This window comes from Treponema sp. UBA3813 (assembly GCA_002368605.1).
In the GTDB taxonomy this organism is placed as follows: domain Bacteria; phylum Spirochaetota; class Spirochaetia; order Treponematales; family Treponemataceae; genus Treponema_D.
Map to the genome: position 1 here is coordinate 1 of DFEB01000008.1, position 16,822 is coordinate 16,822.

14 protein-coding genes and 1 pseudogene are annotated in these 16,822 nt (G+C 44.8%); 2 read left to right on the forward strand and 13 right to left on the reverse strand.

Annotation, left to right across the window (positions count from 1 at the left end; genetic code table 11):
* Window positions 1-197: 197 nt before the first annotated feature.
* The 4 genes and pseudogenes from B2089_RS00670 to B2089_RS00685 all read right to left on the reverse strand — a co-directional run.
* On the reverse strand, window positions 198-491 hold the full coding sequence (locus B2089_RS00670) for a DUF7674 family protein (RefSeq protein ID WP_296685354.1): 294 nt from the start codon (window positions 489-491) through the stop codon (window positions 198-200).
* Window positions 492-511: 20 nt separating this feature from the next.
* Entirely contained in the window at window positions 512-1,981 is a 1,470-nt protein-coding gene (locus tag B2089_RS00675) for an RHS repeat domain-containing protein (protein ID WP_296685356.1), read from the reverse strand.
* A gap of 224 nt (window positions 1,982-2,205) precedes the next feature.
* Complete coding sequence (locus B2089_RS00680; RefSeq protein WP_296685358.1) at window positions 2,206-2,691, reverse strand: type III toxin-antitoxin system ToxN/AbiQ family toxin; 486 nt, start codon at window positions 2,689-2,691, stop codon at window positions 2,206-2,208.
* A gap of 1,174 nt (window positions 2,692-3,865) precedes the next feature.
* Window positions 3,866-4,090 (reverse strand): annotated as a pseudogene (locus B2089_RS00685) (RHS repeat-associated core domain-containing protein); the annotation flags it as partial.
* Between the two features lie 355 nt (window positions 4,091-4,445).
* Between B2089_RS00685 and ilvD the strand changes: the two are divergent.
* Complete coding sequence (ilvD, locus tag B2089_RS00690) at window positions 4,446-6,137, forward strand: dihydroxy-acid dehydratase (protein ID WP_296685362.1); 1,692 nt, start codon at window positions 4,446-4,448, stop codon at window positions 6,135-6,137.
* A 112-nt stretch (window positions 6,138-6,249) separates the two neighbouring features.
* A complete protein-coding gene (locus B2089_RS00695; protein WP_296325902.1) occupies window positions 6,250-6,414 on the forward strand; it encodes a hypothetical protein in 165 nt (54 codons plus the stop codon).
* 8 nt (window positions 6,415-6,422) lie between these two features.
* Here B2089_RS00695 and B2089_RS00700 read toward each other — a convergent pair whose 3' ends face one another.
* From B2089_RS00700 to ftsZ, 9 genes are read right to left on the reverse strand one after another with little or no spacing between them, the layout of a single operon-like run.
* Entirely contained in the window at window positions 6,423-7,616 is a 1,194-nt protein-coding gene (locus tag B2089_RS00700) for a hypothetical protein (RefSeq protein WP_296325905.1), read from the reverse strand.
* 14 nt (window positions 7,617-7,630) lie between these two features.
* Entirely contained in the window at window positions 7,631-8,995 is a 1,365-nt protein-coding gene (gene hslU, locus B2089_RS00705) for an ATP-dependent protease ATPase subunit HslU (protein WP_296325907.1), read from the reverse strand.
* Window positions 8,996-9,009: 14 nt separating this feature from the next.
* A complete protein-coding gene (gene hslV, locus B2089_RS00710; RefSeq protein WP_296325909.1) occupies window positions 9,010-9,549 on the reverse strand; it encodes an ATP-dependent protease subunit HslV in 540 nt (179 codons plus the stop codon).
* 59 nt (window positions 9,550-9,608) lie between these two features.
* A complete protein-coding gene (locus tag B2089_RS00715; protein WP_296325912.1) occupies window positions 9,609-10,511 on the reverse strand; it encodes a tyrosine-type recombinase/integrase in 903 nt (300 codons plus the stop codon).
* 32 nt (window positions 10,512-10,543) lie between these two features.
* Window positions 10,544-12,703, reverse strand: a complete 2,160-nt coding sequence (topA, locus tag B2089_RS00720) for a type I DNA topoisomerase (RefSeq protein WP_296325914.1) — start codon at window positions 12,701-12,703, stop codon at window positions 10,544-10,546.
* Window positions 12,690-13,706: a DNA-processing protein DprA gene (dprA, locus tag B2089_RS00725; RefSeq protein WP_296325916.1), complete on the reverse strand. Its 1,017-nt coding sequence runs from the start codon at window positions 13,704-13,706 to the stop codon at window positions 12,690-12,692. The genes topA and dprA overlap by 14 nt, the downstream gene beginning before the upstream one ends.
* A 28-nt stretch (window positions 13,707-13,734) precedes the next feature.
* Window positions 13,735-14,469: a tetratricopeptide repeat protein gene (locus B2089_RS00730; protein ID WP_296325918.1), complete on the reverse strand. Its 735-nt coding sequence runs from the start codon at window positions 14,467-14,469 to the stop codon at window positions 13,735-13,737.
* On the reverse strand, window positions 14,453-15,367 hold the full coding sequence (locus tag B2089_RS00735; protein ID WP_296325920.1) for a tyrosine recombinase: 915 nt from the start codon (window positions 15,365-15,367) through the stop codon (window positions 14,453-14,455). Before B2089_RS00735 ends, B2089_RS00730 begins: the two co-directional genes overlap by 17 nt.
* 12 nt (window positions 15,368-15,379) lie before the next feature.
* Window positions 15,380-16,783 carry a cell division protein FtsZ gene (ftsZ, locus tag B2089_RS00740; protein ID WP_296325922.1) on the reverse strand — a complete coding sequence of 468 codons (1,404 nt, stop codon included), beginning with the start codon at window positions 16,781-16,783 and terminating at the stop codon, window positions 15,380-15,382.
* Window positions 16,784-16,822 lie beyond the last annotated feature (39 nt).

Genomic DNA, 16,822 nt, shown 5'->3' on the forward strand with positions numbered 1-16,822 from the left:
CTATATTCTGGTAACTTTGCCCCCATTTGTTCTCCGTTTCGATTGAGTCGAGCCATCGGCGCGCCGGGTCGGTACTCATCCAATGTTTCGACATCCTGTCGTGACAAGAATTTTACGCGCGGGGCGTAAAATTCTTGCGGTCAGTTGTCTTTATGCCGCGTCCATGCGGCAGTTTCAAATTCGTATGATTATTAATCTCACATATATAATTCAATTAATTGCTTCAATTCATTAGTAGCACAAGTTTTTAAGTTTTGATACAAAAGCTCATCATCATGCAATACTTCTAAAAACCCGACAATAATTATATTTTCTTTATTCTTTCCATCTAATTGCAATGTCAAAAAATAGTTTAAAATATAATTAACATTATTCATATCAATAGAATCCCCTTTGCCCTCTATATAGCATACAAAATCTCCGATGAACAAATAAGGAAATTCATTGATATCCCATTCAGTAAAAAAATCAGGAAAAAACTTTTTCAACATAACAATAAAATTATTCACCTTTAATTTCCCCCTATGGCTTTTTGTAAATCATCAATCATAAATTTTACAATTGCTGTATCTTCTAGAGATAAATCTTGTGTTTGCAATAATTTTTGTAAACCTGCTAACGCTTCTTTTCCCTTTTGTAAGTGACCAGTAGGAGACAGAAGATTACCTGTTTGTAATTCATATCTTATTGCATCAGCTGTGCTGCCAGAACCTATTTGTGCACCAGGGCGATAGAGCATATTTACAAAATTCTTTAATTTTCCATTTGATACAGAATTTAATAATGAATCTCTATTATTTAAGACCTTGCCAACTATTGGAGCTAGCATGGAACTTAGCCCAGCAATTACCTTTCCGCCAATAACTGTACCACACGCGGCAATTTCTGCCTCTTCAGCAAAGGCTGTTACAGTAGCCGCACTACCAAGTGCTGTAGCACCTAAAGATACAGCAGCTCCTGCTCCTAAACCAATAGCTCCGCCAATTGCAGCTCCTTTTAACACTCTCCAGCCATCAACTTTACCAGTTTCTTCATAGGAGTTTACAGCTTCAACTGCAGCACCAATCAAGGCTCCTGCAATACCAGTTATTACCAAGAAAGGACACTTACCATCTGGGTCGTTGTACTTAATAGGATTGTTAGAGGCGTAGTTATACAAACTCAAATTGACTGTGTTGAATACACCGCCCATACCTGGCAAATTGCTGTTATGCTTCTTCGCTTCATCATTTATTGGTGCTTGTGGTATATACTCCCCAAAAGCCGGGTCAGTACTCATCCAGTGGCTATATTTCGGCTCTAAATATCTAGCCCCATAATAATAAAGTCCTGTCTCTTCGTCTAGTTCTTTTGCCGTAAATTTATACGGCAAAAACTCTAGGCCTGTATTTTGTGTCTTTTCTACCCAAGTTTCGCCATAAGGGGTGTACTCTATGCGCTGGTATTCGTTGCCTTTGTAGTCAGAGATAAGACTTGCAGAGCCTAAGTGGTCTGAGTGGTAGAAATATTGTTTGTAATATTCTTCCTGATAGGTCGGATTTTCACCGCTGTTCAGCTTCGTAACAATCCTTGTTTCACCCAAATAAATATTTTTTGCAGATTGCCCGCCATAAACATTGTTTCCACTGTCGGTGTGGAGAGTCCACATTTTGTTGAAGTAAAGTGTCTCGGAATTCTGTGTGTATTTGTTGCTTCTCTGTCCGTCCTGTCCGTACACGTACGAAGTAGAGTAGTTCGCATCAACGGAACTTATCAACTGGTTCTTTTCGTTCCAAGAATATGTGCGTTTGTATGAAGCGGCGGTGGCAGAGCCATTAGATTTTTCTTTCTTGAACAAGCCCCAGCCATAATCTGTGGAGTACACATCTTCCGCCTCTTTCGTTATCTTGTGGTAAGTAACTGTCTCGTCAGAGCCGTCAAAAGTTCCGTCTTGTTCGACCGTAATATTTCCGTTCGCATCGTACTCGTAGTTGAAATGCAAAGGGGAAAGTCTTCCCCTCGCTCCAACCGCATTCGCGTTTTCCGCTACCCCTTCTCCTAAGGGGCAAGCCCCTTAAAATCCCCGGTTATTTTATTGCCACACGGATTTGAAAAATCTAACGATTTTTCTTCTACAACATCCGTGTGACTATTTTCAAAGAACTGGTTTCAAATCTTCTGATTATAATAGAAGAAAGTTATTGGTTTGTAAATCAACAAAAAATGTTACTGATACTCACAATATTTTTTTTCAAGCAATGGCAGGTTGCAGCACCGCTGTTTTATAATTTTATCGTGCTCCGACAAATCATTTTCATTTTCAAAAATCATTTTTCTGAGGGTTTCTGCAGTTCTCAAAATAGCACTTTCATCAGCCTTTATGTAATTGTACTGGTTCTGAAGCAAACGGCGGTATTTGACATCGGTGATATTCGCAATGTCTATTTCAATTAGGGCGGAAGCCAGAACAGGAATCATATTGTTGAAATTTATCGCACCGTAAATTCCATTGTTTATTTTCCTGAAATCCTTCCCGTTTTTCATTTTCTTGTGCTTTAGTTTCGGTGAAGTAAAAGGTGCATAATATTTTATGGTCTCGATCTCAAGCACAACCCCGACATACGGACGGCTTTCATTTTTGTTGTCTGGAACTTTCTGGTCAAACTGACGCAAAAATGTAATGAAATCGTCTTTTATGTGATAAAACTTCATATTCTTCTCAAAAAACAAAAGGAGCCATTTCCGACTCCTTTATAAAAACTTGCGTTTTTGGGTTTTCACTTATTGGCAGAAACTCGCCGCTTTTTTAGCATTCCACTTTATGGCAGGAATTCACCGCTTTTTTAGGGCTTCGTAAATGTGGTAGAAGCTCACCGTGACTTAAATTTAGCAAGAATTCTGTTTGCCGTCAAGTTTCCGGTGAAGAATTCTCACTGAGAAATTTTAAAAAGTCATCTAATTTTTTTGTCCTAAATATAACTTTCCGCACAATAGCACAAAATCTATCAAATAAACTATACACAGAAACTTAAGCGGTATGCTGATAAGCATTTCATTAAGCACATTTATTTTTGATATTAAAAAAATGATGCTTGTATAAAACGCAAAAATATATGACAGGATTATTACGATTATTGTAAATTTTATAATCATATCATTCTGCCAATAATATGTACCTAAAATTTTCCCCATTAAACAACTCTTACCTTTTTTGTGTTTACTGTTATCAAGAGCAAATAAAAAAAATTGAGTCATAAGTCTGTTTAATAGAAATATAGTCAAAAAATATACCATCTGCTTACTCATCTTTCCAAAGCTCCTTTAATTCTGCTTCAGCCTTTTTGTAAATCTCTGCTCCTAAATTTATCGCAGAAGGAATTGTCCCTTTTAAAATAGCAACTACACTGTCTTTAGTAATTGATTTTATACCATTTGTTTTAAAATAATACGCAAGAGCTTTACCAGTTTCCGATATTAAATCATTTCCAGATTTATATTTGAAAGCGTTACCCATTCTATGTAATAACTGCCTTGTAGAACTAGCCATTATGTGAGATGAATCTGCACCTTTACCACCAAGCCATCCTGCAGCACAACCTGTTACAAAAGACATTCCTAATTCAAGATAATCTGCATCAGATAGATTTTTATCCTCAAATACAAATTGGGTTACAGCATCTTGTGTTAATGAAATACATCCATTAACTAATACTTGACCTACCAATCCAACACCGCTTGCAGCCAAACCTCCACTTATAGCACCACCAGCAGCGGCTAACAAAACTTTATTGCGATCTATTTTTCCATCTTTTGCATATTGTGTGGCAGCAGAAACTGCGGCAGCTACAGTACCGCCAATAGCGGCTCCTATTACAATATGTAAAAACCTTCCATCCGGATCCGTATACTTCACCGGATTATTGGCCGCATAGTGATACAGATTCATGTTGACCGTATTAAACACACCACCCATGCCAGGCAGATTCTGGTTATATTTCTTTGCCTCCTCGTCTATTGGCGCTTTTGGGATGTATTCCCCAAGTGCGGGGTCAGTGGAAATCCACATTGAATATTTAGGATCTAAGTATCTAGCTCCATAATAATAATTCCCACGGCGGAACGCAAGCTACCGCCGTAGATGTTGTTGCCGGGATCTGTGTGCAAAGTCCACATCTTGTTAAAATAAAGCGTCTCGGAAAAATCTGTGATTTTTCCGCAGTCATATCATTGCAAAAAATTCATCACCTTCTTTAATACATTTCACTTTACGCATAGGGAGCGACGGCGAAGCCGGCAAAAGTCGTGAGACGACTTTCTTCACTTCGTTACGCGCGAGTCTCGGAAAAATCTGTGATTTTTCCGCAGTCATATTATTGCAAAATTCGCAATACCCGCTTTCAAATATTTCACTTTACGCAATAAAATCTCCCCTATATAATAATCCGAACAATAAAACGAGGTACATTATGGCAAAAAAATCTGATAACGCAATTGTGGGAACGGCTCGCGCTCCGCACCGCTCTCTTTTTTATGCTTCTGGCTACACTGATGAAGAACTCGCCCAGCCTATGGTTGGAATCATCTGCGCAAAAAACGAGCTGATTCCGGGTCACATTGAGCTTGACCGCATCGCAGAGGCCGTAAAGGCTGGTGTCCGCTTAGCTGGCGGCACTCCAGTGGAATTCCCGGCAATCGGTGTATGTGACGGTATCGCCATGGGCCACGAGGGCATGAAGTATTCTCTGGTCACCCGCGAGCTTATCGCCGACTCAGTTGAGTGCGTGGCAAAAGCCCATCAGTTCGACGCTTTGGTTATGATTCCCAACTGTGACAAAATCGTTCCGGGTATGCTCATGGCGGCAGCCCGTCTGGACTTACCGACGGTTTTCGTTTCCGGCGGTCCTATGATGCCAGGTCATTTACCAGGTCACGACGCGTCAAACCCCTACTCTGGAAAAAATCTTTCTTTAACGGATATGTTTGAGGCTGTTGGAGGACTAGCTGTCGGTAAGGTTACCGAAGATCAGCTTAACGAACTTGCCCAGTACGCTTGCCCTGGCTGCGGAGCCTGCTCAGGAATGTTCACCGCAAACTCAATGAACTGCCTCACCGAGGTTTTGGGATTGGGCTTACCCGGAAACGGAACAATTCCTGCCGTTACAGGTCGCCGCATCCAGCTTGCAAAACACGCCGGAATGCAGGTAATGGAAATGTACAAGCGGGGAATCACTGCCCGCAAGATGATGACAAAAGAGAACTTTGAGAACGCTCTTGCCGCAGACATGGCTTTAGGCTGCTCTTCAAACACAATGCTCCATGTTCCGGCCATCATGCACGAGGCCGGCCTTAGCCTCGACCTTCACGAAGTCAACGAGATTTCAAACCGCACTCCAAACCTCTGCCACTTAGCTCCAGCCGGCCACACATTTATGTGCGAGCTTGACGATGCTGGCGGCGTTCAGGCGGTTCTTGCCGAGCTTGCAAAGAAAAATCTCATCCACACAGACCTTATCACGGCCACAGGAAAGACAATCGCCGAAAACATCAAGGGAGTGAAAAACCGAAATCCTGAAATCTTGCGCCCAATCGAAAACCCATATTCTGACAACGGCGGAATCGCTGTTCTCTTCGGAAACCTTGCTCCTAACGGCACTGTCGTAAAACGCTCTGCCTGTGCAAAAGAACTTATGCTTCACACAGGCCCTGCACGAGTCTTCAATGACGAGAGCGAGGCAATGGAAGCCGTTCAGAAAGCCCAGATTCATCCGGGCGATGTTGTTGTAATCCGCTACGAAGGCCCAAAGGGCGGCCCTGGAATGCGCGAAATGCTCGCCGTCACAGCAGCACTGGCAGGTCAGGGCTTAGATAAGCAGGTCGCCTTGATTACAGACGGACGATTCTCAGGAGCAACCCGTGGAGCAAGTCTCGGTCACTGCTCGCCGGAAGCTGCCGTGGGAGGTCCAATCGCTCTCGTTCAGGAAGGAGACAAAATCACACTGGACATCAACAACTACAAGATTCACCTTGATGTAAGCGATGAAGAGCTTGCCAAGCGAAAGGCCGCATGGGTCGCCCCGGAGCCAAAAGTAAAGACAGGCTACCTTGCCCGCTACGCAAAACTGGTCTCTTCTGCTGACAAGGGAGCGATTTTACAATAGAAAAAGGGAAAAATTCCTCACAGAGGGCACAGAGTTCACAGAGAGATTATTTTATCTCTAATCCTTTAATTCTCTGTGCGCTCCTAAGCTCTGTGAGGAATTTAGTAAGATTATGACTGAAACATTTGACACTTGGACGGCCTATGACAACTGGCTTATCCAGAATTATGAGCAATACGCCATGACTAAAGTCGATGAAATTGATGGAAAAGTCGTCGTGGAATACATGCCGAAAGCTGACTGGGAAAAACAGGAAAAGGCTGCCGGAAGAATGTAGCAAAATCCTTAATAATTATCCCACTTAAAATCATCGAAATCCTTAATCTGGCTTTCCCGCTCGTTGCGGAAATATTTTTCCAGTTTGCGGATTGTAAGGGGCTTTTTGGCGGCGTAGTTGGGGTTCAGGTAAAAATATGCGCTATAGAGTTTATTTTCGTCGCTTTCCACAGGACTTTCGTCATCGATGAAGATTATTCCTGCCAGATTTTTTGCCACATCCTTAACTTTGATTCTGCCCTGAGCGTAGCTTGAAGAATAGAGGGCGGCGTCATCTTTCATGCGGTTGAGTTCGATGAAGGTGCGGCGGGCCAGAGAACGGTAGAACATATTGTTGAAATCACCAAAATCCACGGTCTCTTCGTTAAAATAGGGATTTCTGACCATTGTAATCACTGAATATTCGTTATCAAGAAGTTTTGAGCCGTAATCGAGGAATTTGTACTTGTAGGCTTCTGCCATGGCGAAGGGGGAATACTCCCGCACGGTGCTTATGGTGTCGGAATATTCGATTCGGAAAGTGAAGATTATGCCGCTTTGAGACTGATACATAAGAAGCCGCTGATTTTTGCTGACGGCGGCGGCAAGAGCCCGGTAAATTTTCCGCTTTTCGTAGCCCAGATTCTGTTTGACTTCGGTGTAGTCCAGGCTTGAAAGGTTGTCCACTCCAATCATCACGCTTTTTGAGAGGGTAATAAGGGAATATTCTTCAACGGCCTCAATCACCTCGTCCAGGATATTCTGATGAATACAGTTAAAGCTTTTTACATCGGTGAAAATCAAATCGTGGCGCAGGTGCAGGCACAAATCAATGTCTATGACTTCCTTCTGACCGTTCTTCGCGGGAATGGACTTGGGGTGATTTTTTATTGGAAGCTGATTTATATAAGAAAGATTGAAAAATTCAGAAAACTGAGAGTAAAAATCCAGGGCCACCAGTTCGGAATAAGGGCCTGCCCAGCCGGAATTTTTCGCCTCGCCGATATTCTTGACCCTCTCGGCAATGTCGATTAAGGCAGGAAAATCCCCTTTGAATTTTTGATTCAGCCGTTCAAGTCGGGCAAGAAAATTCTTGGCAAAGAGATTGGGAGGTCTGCGGTTGAGGGGAGAAATGCAGGAATTCGTGTTGGCCTTGTTACGGATTGTCTTTTGAATCCCAAAGGTGCGAGAAATTATCTGCTCAAGATTCTCAATATCGGTCAACCGCAGTTCCTTTTCTACAATATGTAACGGCTTAAATCCTGATCTTTGACGACCCCGGTGAGCTTTTCGTCCACATATTTTGCGTCCACATTTACGGTTTCGCCCTCGTGCTCGTCAGCGTCAAAGCTGATTTCCTCAAGGACTTTTTCCATGATTGTGTGAAGGCGGCGCGCTCCGATATTCTCGCTGCGGCTGTTAAGTTCCTCGGCGATTTCGCTCATGCGGTCGATTGAATCTTCGGTAAAGACGATATTCACGCCTTCCGTTGCCAGCAAAGCCGAATACTGCTTGGTAAGGGCATTTTTCGGCTCGGTGAGGATTCGCTTGAAGTCGGCTTTAGAAAGAGACTCCAGCTCAACTCTGAGAGGGAAACGCCCCTGCAATTCAGGAATCAAATCGCTGGGGGCAGCAAGACTGAAAGCTCCCGCCGCGATAAAGAGAATGTGGGTTGTGTCCACCACTCCGAATTTCGTGTTGACTTTAGAGCCTTCTACAATAGGAAGAATATCACGCTGGACGCCTTCCCGGCTCACCTGACCGCTGGAATTGGCGTTTTTGGTGGCAATTTTATCGATTTCGTCGATAAAGATGATTCCGCTCTGCTCCACCCGCTCTTTTGCCTTGTCAGCCACTTTGTCAGCGTCAATCATCGAATCCAAGACTTCTTCTGTGAGGATTTTGCGCGCTTCACGGACAGAAACATTCTTCTTTTTGTGATTGCGGCCTGAAAGCATGTTCTGGATTTCCATCATGCCGCTCTGCAAGTCGTCCATTGAGCCGCCTGCGATAATTTCCATGCTGGGCATTGTGTTCTGCCTTTTTACTGTAAGCTCAACCTCGCGGTCTTCAAGTTTGCCCTCACGGAGCATCTGGCGGAATTTTTCTCTCGTAGAGTTGTCAAGCGGAGCGATTTCTTTATTTTCGCCCTCGCCTTTTTCATCTTCTTTTTTGTCGCCGCTTCCCGGAAGAAGAAGGTCAAGCAATTTTTCCTCGACTTTGGGAAGGCTTGCCTCCCTCATTGAGTCCTCGACTTCTTTTTTGACATTATTGAAGCCCACGGCCATTAAGTCACGGACCATAGACTCAACATCACGGCCAACATAGCCCACTTCAGTGTATTTCGTGGCCTCAACCTTGATAAAAGGAGCATTCACGAGTTTTGCCAGGCGGCGGGCAATCTCGGTCTTACCAACGCCAGTAGGTCCAATCATGAGGATATTTTTGGGCGCAACCTCGTCACGGATATCATCCGCAAGATGAATACGGCGGATTCTGTTACGGAGAGCAACGGCCACCGCCTTTTTAGCCTTTTCCTGCCCGATAATATAGGCATCCAGTTTTTCAACAATCTGCTTAGGTGTAAGTCCTTCGATAGACATAAATTATCCTTATTTTAAATCTCTTCTACGGTGATGTTATTGTTTGTGTAGATACAAATGTTTCCGGCGATTTTTAAGCTTCGCTCGGCGATTTCCCTTGCGCTCAGGTCGCTTGAATCAAGGTAGGCCAGGGCCGCTGAATAGGCGTAGTTTCCGCCGCTTCCGATTGCAAGGACATCGTTTTCAGGCTCAATGACATTTCCGTCGCCTGAAATCAAAAGAATCTTGCTGGAATCGGCCACGATGAGCATGGCCTCAAGCTTCTGGTACATTCTGTCTGTTCGCCACATTTTTGCAAGTTCAACGGCACTTCTAGTTAAATCCCCATTGAATTCCTTGATTTTTTCTTCGAATTTATCAAGCAAAGTGAATGCGTCGGCGACGCTGCCTGCAAAGCCAGTGAGAATCTTTCCGTTGTAGATTTTGCGCACTTTTCGGGCATTGCCCTTGCAGACTGTATTTCCCAGGGTAACCTGACCGTCCCCCGCCATAGCCACCTTTCCGTTCCGCTTTACCGCAATAACGGTGGTGCTTCGAATTTCAACCTTTTCCATATATTAAAGATAATGAAAAAAATGAGTGACGGCAAGGGAATAACCTTCCTTTTGTGCCTTTACTTTCCAGCGTGAGGATGAGCTTTATTGTACATTTCAATCATTTTTTCTGTACTGATGTGAGTGTAACGCTGGGTGGTGGAAATACTCGCATGGCCCAGCATTTCCTGAACCATGCGCACATCCGCTCCGTTGGTAATCATGGCGGTGGCGAAAGTGTGGCGGAAGGCATGTGGCGAAACATGATGTTTAGTTCCCTCGCTGCCAGAATAGCGGCTGATTATCATGCGGATTCCGCCAGTGGTAAGGGCGCCTCCCCTCTGGTTGACGAAAATATGCCGCTCTCTATCTTCCTCTCCAAAGCGCTTTTTTCGGTCTTCAAGATAGGCTTTCAATGCATTCCGGGCATCTTTTTCAAAATAGACCCGACGGTCTTTGCTTCCCTTACCAGTGACGATTGCAGAAGTATAATCCCCGCCAAAATCATCAAGGGTGAGGGAGGCGATTTCCGAGACACGGCAGCCAGAAGAATAGAGCATTTCAAAAAGCGCCCTATCCCGTTTTTCCCACAAAAGCTCGTTCACTTCAGGCTCGCGGCAGAGCTTGTCGATTTCTGCCCCGGTCATGAATCTGGGAAGTTTTTTGGGATTTTTTACGGTTTTTAGCTCAAGGGCGACATTTTTTTGAAGATGACCAAATTTCCTGCAATATGCAAAAAGAGAACGGACGGAAGAAATAAAACGGTTGATAGAGGCTGCAGAACGCTTTTTTTTGGAGAGAAAGCCCACGCACTGCTTTAAGTCTTCAAGCTCAATGACAGAAATATCTCGCGCAGAGCCGATAAAGGGCATTTCCTTGAACTGGGTCAAATCATTTCCGCAAGCGGTGAGCGTGTTGGCAGAAAGAGTGCGCACGGATTCAATGTAAGAGAGATATTCAGAAATCGCATCAGAGACAGTCATGCTTTAAATATCGGCGTTTTCGCCCGAATATTTTATTCAGCGGCCATCTCAGCAAGTTTTTCTGCATCCACAGTCTCTTCATCGGCAGAGTGGAGATAATCGCAATCCGGGTTGATGCAAGACTTGTAGTTGCCGTTCTTTTTGTCGAATTTTTCAACAAGGAACCATCCGCACTTAGGACAATACTGATTGTCCAGGGGCTTAAAGTGAGAGATAAAATCGCACTTTGGATAGTTGGTGCAGCCGTAGAATTCCTTGCCCCTGCCCTTTGTTTTTCGGGCAACGATTTCACCGTCACAGCCTTCTTTCGGGCATTTTGCCAGAGGAATTGACTTTGTATTGTGGCACTCAGGGAAGCCAGAGCAGGCAAGGAAGTAACCGAAGCGGCCAAGTTTTTTGACCATAGGCTTACCGCACTTGTCGCAAACCTTGTCCGTCGTCTCGTCCAAAAAGCCCTTTATGCTTTCAACGGAAGTCTCCACTTCCTCACAGCGTTTTTTGAAAGGCCCGTAGAAGTCGCGTATCATGTTATTCCAGACAATGCCCCCCTGCTCCACTTTGTCGAGGGTATTTTCTACATCAGCTGTAAAATGCTCGTTGATTACATCAGGGAAGGCTTCGACCAGAATCTTACAAATCATCTTGCCTAAAACAGTCGGCATGAGCTGTTTGTTGTTCCTTGTGACATAATAGCGGTCAAGAAGGACGGAAATAATCGGCGCATAAGTTGAAGGCCGGCCGATTCCCTTTTCTTCAAGGGTGCGGACAATCGAAGCGTCAGAATAGCGGGCAGGTCCCTGGGTAAAGTGCTGCTCCGGGTAGAAGGCATGGCTTGACTCAAGGACTTCGTCTTTTTTGAGGGAAGGAAGATTTCCCGTGACATCTTCTTTTGAAGAAAGCAGTTTGATAACTGAATAAAAGCCCTTTTCCACCAATTTGCTCGCGCTCACACGGAAGAGAGCCTCTCCTGCAAGGATTTCCACAGAAGTAGTGGCGGTCTTTGCGTTGGTCATCTGGCTTGAGACAAATCGCTCCCAGATGATTGTGTAAAGGCGCAACTGGTCGCGGGTGAGATAATCTTTTACATATTCTGGAGTGTATTTTGAGTAGGTCGGGCGGATACATTCATGGGCATCCTGGGCACTTTTTCCAACGGCATAGTGAATCGGCTCTTCGGGAAGATTTGAGGGAAATTCCTTGCCAATCCATTCACGCACCTCGTCCAAAGCGGTCTGGGCGATTCGCACGGAGTCGGTTCGCATGTAAGTGATAAGACCAACACGCCCCTCTCCCATCTGAATGCCTTCGTAGAGCTGCTGGGCAATCTGCATGGTCTTTCGTGAAGTGAAGCCCAGCCGGTTTGCCGCCGCCTGCTGCATTTTTGATGTGGTAAAAGGAGCCTTTGGCCTGACAGTCTTTTCGGTGACTTTAACATCGCTGACTCGGCACTCTGAATTCTTGATTTCTTCAATGATTTCATTGACGGCTTTTTCGCTCTTTAACTCAGGATTTTCGCCCTTGTATTTTGCAAGCTGAGCCGTAAATTTTGTCTTTCCCTTCTGGAAATCCGCTTCGAGAGTCCAATACTCTTCCGGGATAAAATCTTCGACTTCCTTTTCGCGCTCACAAATGAGGCGGAGGGCGACAGACTGAACCCGGCCCGCGCTCAGGCCGTTCTTTACCTTTTCCCACAAAATTGGGCTCAAATTGTAGCCCACCAGGCGGTCAAGGACACGGCGGGCTTTCTGGGCATTTACCTTGCTCTCGACGATTTCGCCGGGGTGCTTTACGGCCTCTTTGATTGCCACAGGAGTGATTTCGTTGAAGACGATTCGCTTGATGTCAGCGTCGGTTTTGTCTTTAAGCGCATTGTTCAGATGCCAGGCGATTGCCTCTCCCTCGCGGTCGTTATCGGAAGCCAGCAGGACATGGTTTGATTTTTTCGCGTCTTTCTGAAGTTCTTTTAAAAGTTTTGCCCGGCCTCGAACTGTGATGTATTCGGGCTGAAAGTTGTCCTCAACATTGACGGCCAGCCTTGACTTGGGTAAGTCAATCAAGTGACCCATAGAGGCTTTTACGGTGTAACCGGGACCTAAGTATTTTTCGATGGTGGTTGCTTTTGCAGGGGACTCTACGATAACAAGTGTAGTTTCCTTTGGAGATTTTTCAGTCTTTGCTTTAGCCTTTGCCATAATTAAGAACTTCCTTAAATTCCTCAAAATTTGCGATAACCGCCGCCCCGTCATCAACGAAAGACTGCGGTGTATTTGTATTTTTCTTCTTATATTGTAATTCTGAAAACTGATTTATTGCAAGTGCTTCTGACGAAAAACATTGTTTATGGAAGAAAACTTCACGATTGTAGTCCAGTGCAAAATCTGCCGTAATCATAGCTCCACTTCCTGCAGGCGCCTGAATTACTAGGGTTGCTGGTGAAAGAGCTGCGATGATACGATTCCGCTGGACATATCTGAACTGAACGGAAGGAGTCCCCGGAAGATATTCCGACATGATAAGCCCGCCCCTCTCCAAAATCTTTGCGGCAAGTTTTGTGTGGCTCTGGGGAGTAATCATATCGATTCCGCTGGGAAGAACGGCACAAGTGGCAGGATTTTGAGAAAGAAGAGCACCCTTGTGTGCAGCCCCGTCGATTCCAAAGGCAAGACCGCTCACGACGCAAAAGCCCTCATCACAGGCAGCCTTTGAAAAGTCAGTGGCGGCTTTTAAGGCAGAAGAACCCGCCCTTCTCGTTCCCACCACAGATACACATTTTCGATTTAAGATTTCATGATTTCCCCGGTAAAACAAAAGAAAGGGTGGATCCCGCATTTCACGGAGCATGGCAGGATAATCAGAATCAAGGTAGCAAGTCTGAAAAATCTGCTGGGCGCTCATTATTTTTTGCGCTATACGAACTTTTTTAAGGGTCCCGGAAGAGCTCCATTTGGCTCTGGGAAAAACCCGTTTAACAGCAAGGGAGATATCAGTAATCGTCAAGGAAAGAAAACGGTCAAGGAAGGAGTTTTCATCCTGAAGAGGATTTTCGCCGTCATTAAGCAAAAAGCGCAGGAAGATGAATTTTTCCCGCAAAGTCAAAAAAGACGCGCCTGAAACAATCAGACGCGCCAAAAGCTCAATATTGTAGGAGGTGTGAGTTTTTATATTTTCTACAGCTTCATATTCTTTTTTATCCAAATTTCAAATTCCTTTGGATAAAAGATAATTATTTTGAATATGAAGCGTCAAGAACAATTTTTTTATTCGACAAGGCTTCCTGCTTTTTCTGCTCAGATTTTGTCTGGGAAGCGATTTTGTCGTAGAGGCTGGCAGCCTTTTCGTAATCTCCCTGCATGTAATAGGCCCTGGCTAGGACGAACATGGCGTCGAAATTGCGGGTATCAAAGGAAAGGAGTTTTTCAAGGTGGGGAATTGCCTTTTCGCTCTGGTCAAGTTCGAAGACATAGAGGATTCCCAAGCCGTAAAGGGCGCGACCGTATTTTTCTTCAAGTTCAATGGCCCGGAGATAGGCGCTTTCTGCAAGTTTCAGATAATTGTATTTTTCGGTAGTCGTTGCAGCTCCCGTAGCCTTGTAATCAAGGCTGGCTTTTGCCATGTATCCTGCGCACAAGCCCACATAATAGTAAAGGTTCTGATTTGTCGGCTGGAACTGAATCGCTTTCTGGAAGTATTCCAGTGCCTGACCGTACATTTTTGCGTCAAGATAGCGAACAGCCAGCATTTTGTACCATACGCCGACCTGACTGTCAGCCAGCTGGTTGTCTGCAACGCGAGTCTGATATTTTGCAATAGCCGCCTTTAATTCCTCTTCGCTTGTAGGATGGTCGATTCCTTCCTCAAGTTTTTGCATACGAATGATTGATTTGTTAGACTTTGTACAGCCGCACAAAACAAAGACCGCAAATGTAATCGCAAAGAGTGATTTATACTTTTTCTTCATAATCCGTCCTCTGATGACCAGGGAAATATTTCCTGTGTCCCTCACGCAACTGTTTATCGTCAACATGCGTGTAAATCGTCGTGGTTGCAAGATCTGAGTGACCAAGCAATTCCTGTACGCTCCGCAAATCCATTCCTCCAGCAAGAAGATGGGTTGCGAAAGAATGACGGAGCGTGTGCACTTTCGCATAGACTCCAGCCTTTACTTCCAGAGCCTTGAAATTCTTCCAGATTCCCTTTCGGCTCATGGGCTCGCCCTTGTAGTTCACAAAGACTTCATCCACGATTTTGTTACCAACGAGAACTGGCCTCACTTCCTCAAGGTAATGCTCAAGTTTTTCTTTTGCGCTCTCACCGAAGGGAACCATGCGCTCTTTATCGCCCTTTCCACGGACAATTAAAAGTCTTTCCTTTAAGTGCAAATCCGATACCTGCAAGGTCGCAGCCTCGCTGATTCTCAACCCACAGGAATATATCAGCTCAAAAAGCGCACGGTCGCGAACCCCAAGAGGCTCACTCACATCGATTGAGTCAAGCAGCTTGTCTACCTGCTCAACGGAAAGAACTTTAGGAAGCGCGCGACTTGCCTTAGGCCGGTCAAGCATCATTGCGTGGTTCTCTTCCCAGATTTTTTGCCGGACAAGATATGAGCCAAGGGCACGCAAGCCGGAAATATCTTTTGCAATCGTAAGTTCGTCGCACTTCAACTCAGTCCGTCGCCATATCAAATAGGAAAGAAGAACCTGCGGATTGACAGCGGCCAGCTTAACTTCCTCGCGGGAAAGCCAGTTCAGAAAAATCTTCGCACATTCCTCGTAGGTTGCCGCAGAATTTTCTGAAAGGCGCTCAACCGAGACCATATCACTATGAAACATAAGAAGCAGGCTCTCGATTGTCATTACGCCCTCGTATTATTTTTTACCAAGATTGATTGTTCGTGAAAGCCCTTCGAGATTTCGTCTCCAAACGGCAGGTTGCTCCACATCGCCCAGACCAGAGAATCCTGCTGGAGGAGTAAGAGGGCTTGAACCTTGCTGAGAGTGGCCCTGTGCCTGTGAAGCTCTTGAAAAATCAGAAATGAAATCTTTCTTTTCGGCAGACTTTTCCTCACGGATAAGAGATACGCTCTGGGCGGCAGTTTTGTCGTCCTCGTAAATCTTTTCGTTTCCGAAGATTCCTGACATAAAATCGTTCTTTTTTGGCTCAGCTGTTTCAATAGCAGGCTTGCGGCTTCCGATTTTTACGAAATTATCGATTGACATGGTATCAGAATTAATCTGCTCCTCAACCTTTTGAATTTCAGGAGATTTTTCAGTGACACTTGCTTTATTAAAGCCTGTCGCAATAACAGTGACGCTTATTTTGTCTTCCATCGTGTTGTCTGAAACTTGCCCCCAAAGGACCGTTGCATCTGGATTTGCGCGTTCCGTAATAATCTGGGCAATTTCATCACATTCTGACATTGCAACATCATCATTTCCACAAATATTGATAAGGACATTTTTTGCACCGTCAATATTTGTATCGACCAAAAGACGATTATTTATTGCGTTGTGAGCAGCGTCTACGGCGCGGTTTTCACCTTCACCCACACCGATTCCAAGGATTGCGTCCCCCTGCCCCTTCATTACTGACTCAACATCACGGAAGTCACGGTTTACCAAGCCAGGTTTTGTAATGATGTCAGAAATGCCCTGAACACCCTGACGGAGAATATCATTGATAATAATGAAAGCATTTTTTACAGAAAGGCGTTTTTCTGCATCTTTAAGGATAAGCTCATTAGGGATTGCGATAAGGGAATCAACTTCATCACGAAGTTTTTTCACGCCCTCTTCGGCATGGGCCATTCGCACCTTTCCCTCAAACTTGAAAGGAGTTGTGACTACGGCAACTGTAAGGGCTCCAAGCTCACGAGCGATTTTTGCCACGACAGGAGCAGAACCAGTTCCAGTTCCGCCACCCATACCAGCCGTAATAAAGACCATATCCGAATCTTTAAGGATTTCCTTTATTTGTTCCTGCTGTTCTTTTGCCGACTCTTCACCGACTTCAGGCTTTCCGCCAGCACCAAGACCGCCGGCAAGTTTCTGACCAATCTGGATTTTATACTGAGCTTTATTCTGGCTTAGAGCCTGCAAGTCAGTATTCATGGCGATAAATTCAACGCCAGCAACGCCACTTTCAATCATGGTATTGACGGCATTTCCGCCACATCCGCCACAACCAACTACTTTGATTTTGGTTGGGCTTGCCGTGTTTAAAGCCGGGCTATCACTGCCCGCAGCCTTCACTACTTCGTATTCAAAACTCATGTTGTCCTCCCACCTACAACTGATTTTGTATTATATATT

Coding starts and splice junctions, on each gene's coding strand:
- B2089_RS00670 (WP_296685354.1), bottom strand. CDS start 491: ATGTTGAAAAAGTTTTTTCCTGATTTTTTTACTGAATGGGATATCAAT.
- B2089_RS00680 (WP_296685358.1), bottom strand. CDS start 2,691: ATGAAGTTTTATCACATAAAAGACGATTTCATTACATTTTTGCGTCAG.
- ilvD (WP_296685362.1), top strand. CDS start 4,446: ATGGCAAAAAAATCTGATAACGCAATTGTGGGAACGGCTCGCGCTCCG.
- B2089_RS00695 (WP_296325902.1), top strand. CDS start 6,250: ATGACTGAAACATTTGACACTTGGACGGCCTATGACAACTGGCTTATC.
- hslU (WP_296325907.1), bottom strand. CDS start 8,995: ATGTCTATCGAAGGACTTACACCTAAGCAGATTGTTGAAAAACTGGAT.
- hslV (WP_296325909.1), bottom strand. CDS start 9,549: ATGGAAAAGGTTGAAATTCGAAGCACCACCGTTATTGCGGTAAAGCGG.
- B2089_RS00715 (WP_296325912.1), bottom strand. CDS start 10,511: ATGACTGTCTCTGATGCGATTTCTGAATATCTCTCTTACATTGAATCC.
- topA (WP_296325914.1), bottom strand. CDS start 12,703: ATGGCAAAGGCTAAAGCAAAGACTGAAAAATCTCCAAAGGAAACTACA.
- B2089_RS00730 (WP_296325918.1), bottom strand. CDS start 14,469: ATGAAGAAAAAGTATAAATCACTCTTTGCGATTACATTTGCGGTCTTT.
- B2089_RS00735 (WP_296325920.1), bottom strand. CDS start 15,367: ATGACAATCGAGAGCCTGCTTCTTATGTTTCATAGTGATATGGTCTCG.
- ftsZ (WP_296325922.1), bottom strand. CDS start 16,783: ATGAGTTTTGAATACGAAGTAGTGAAGGCTGCGGGCAGTGATAGCCCG.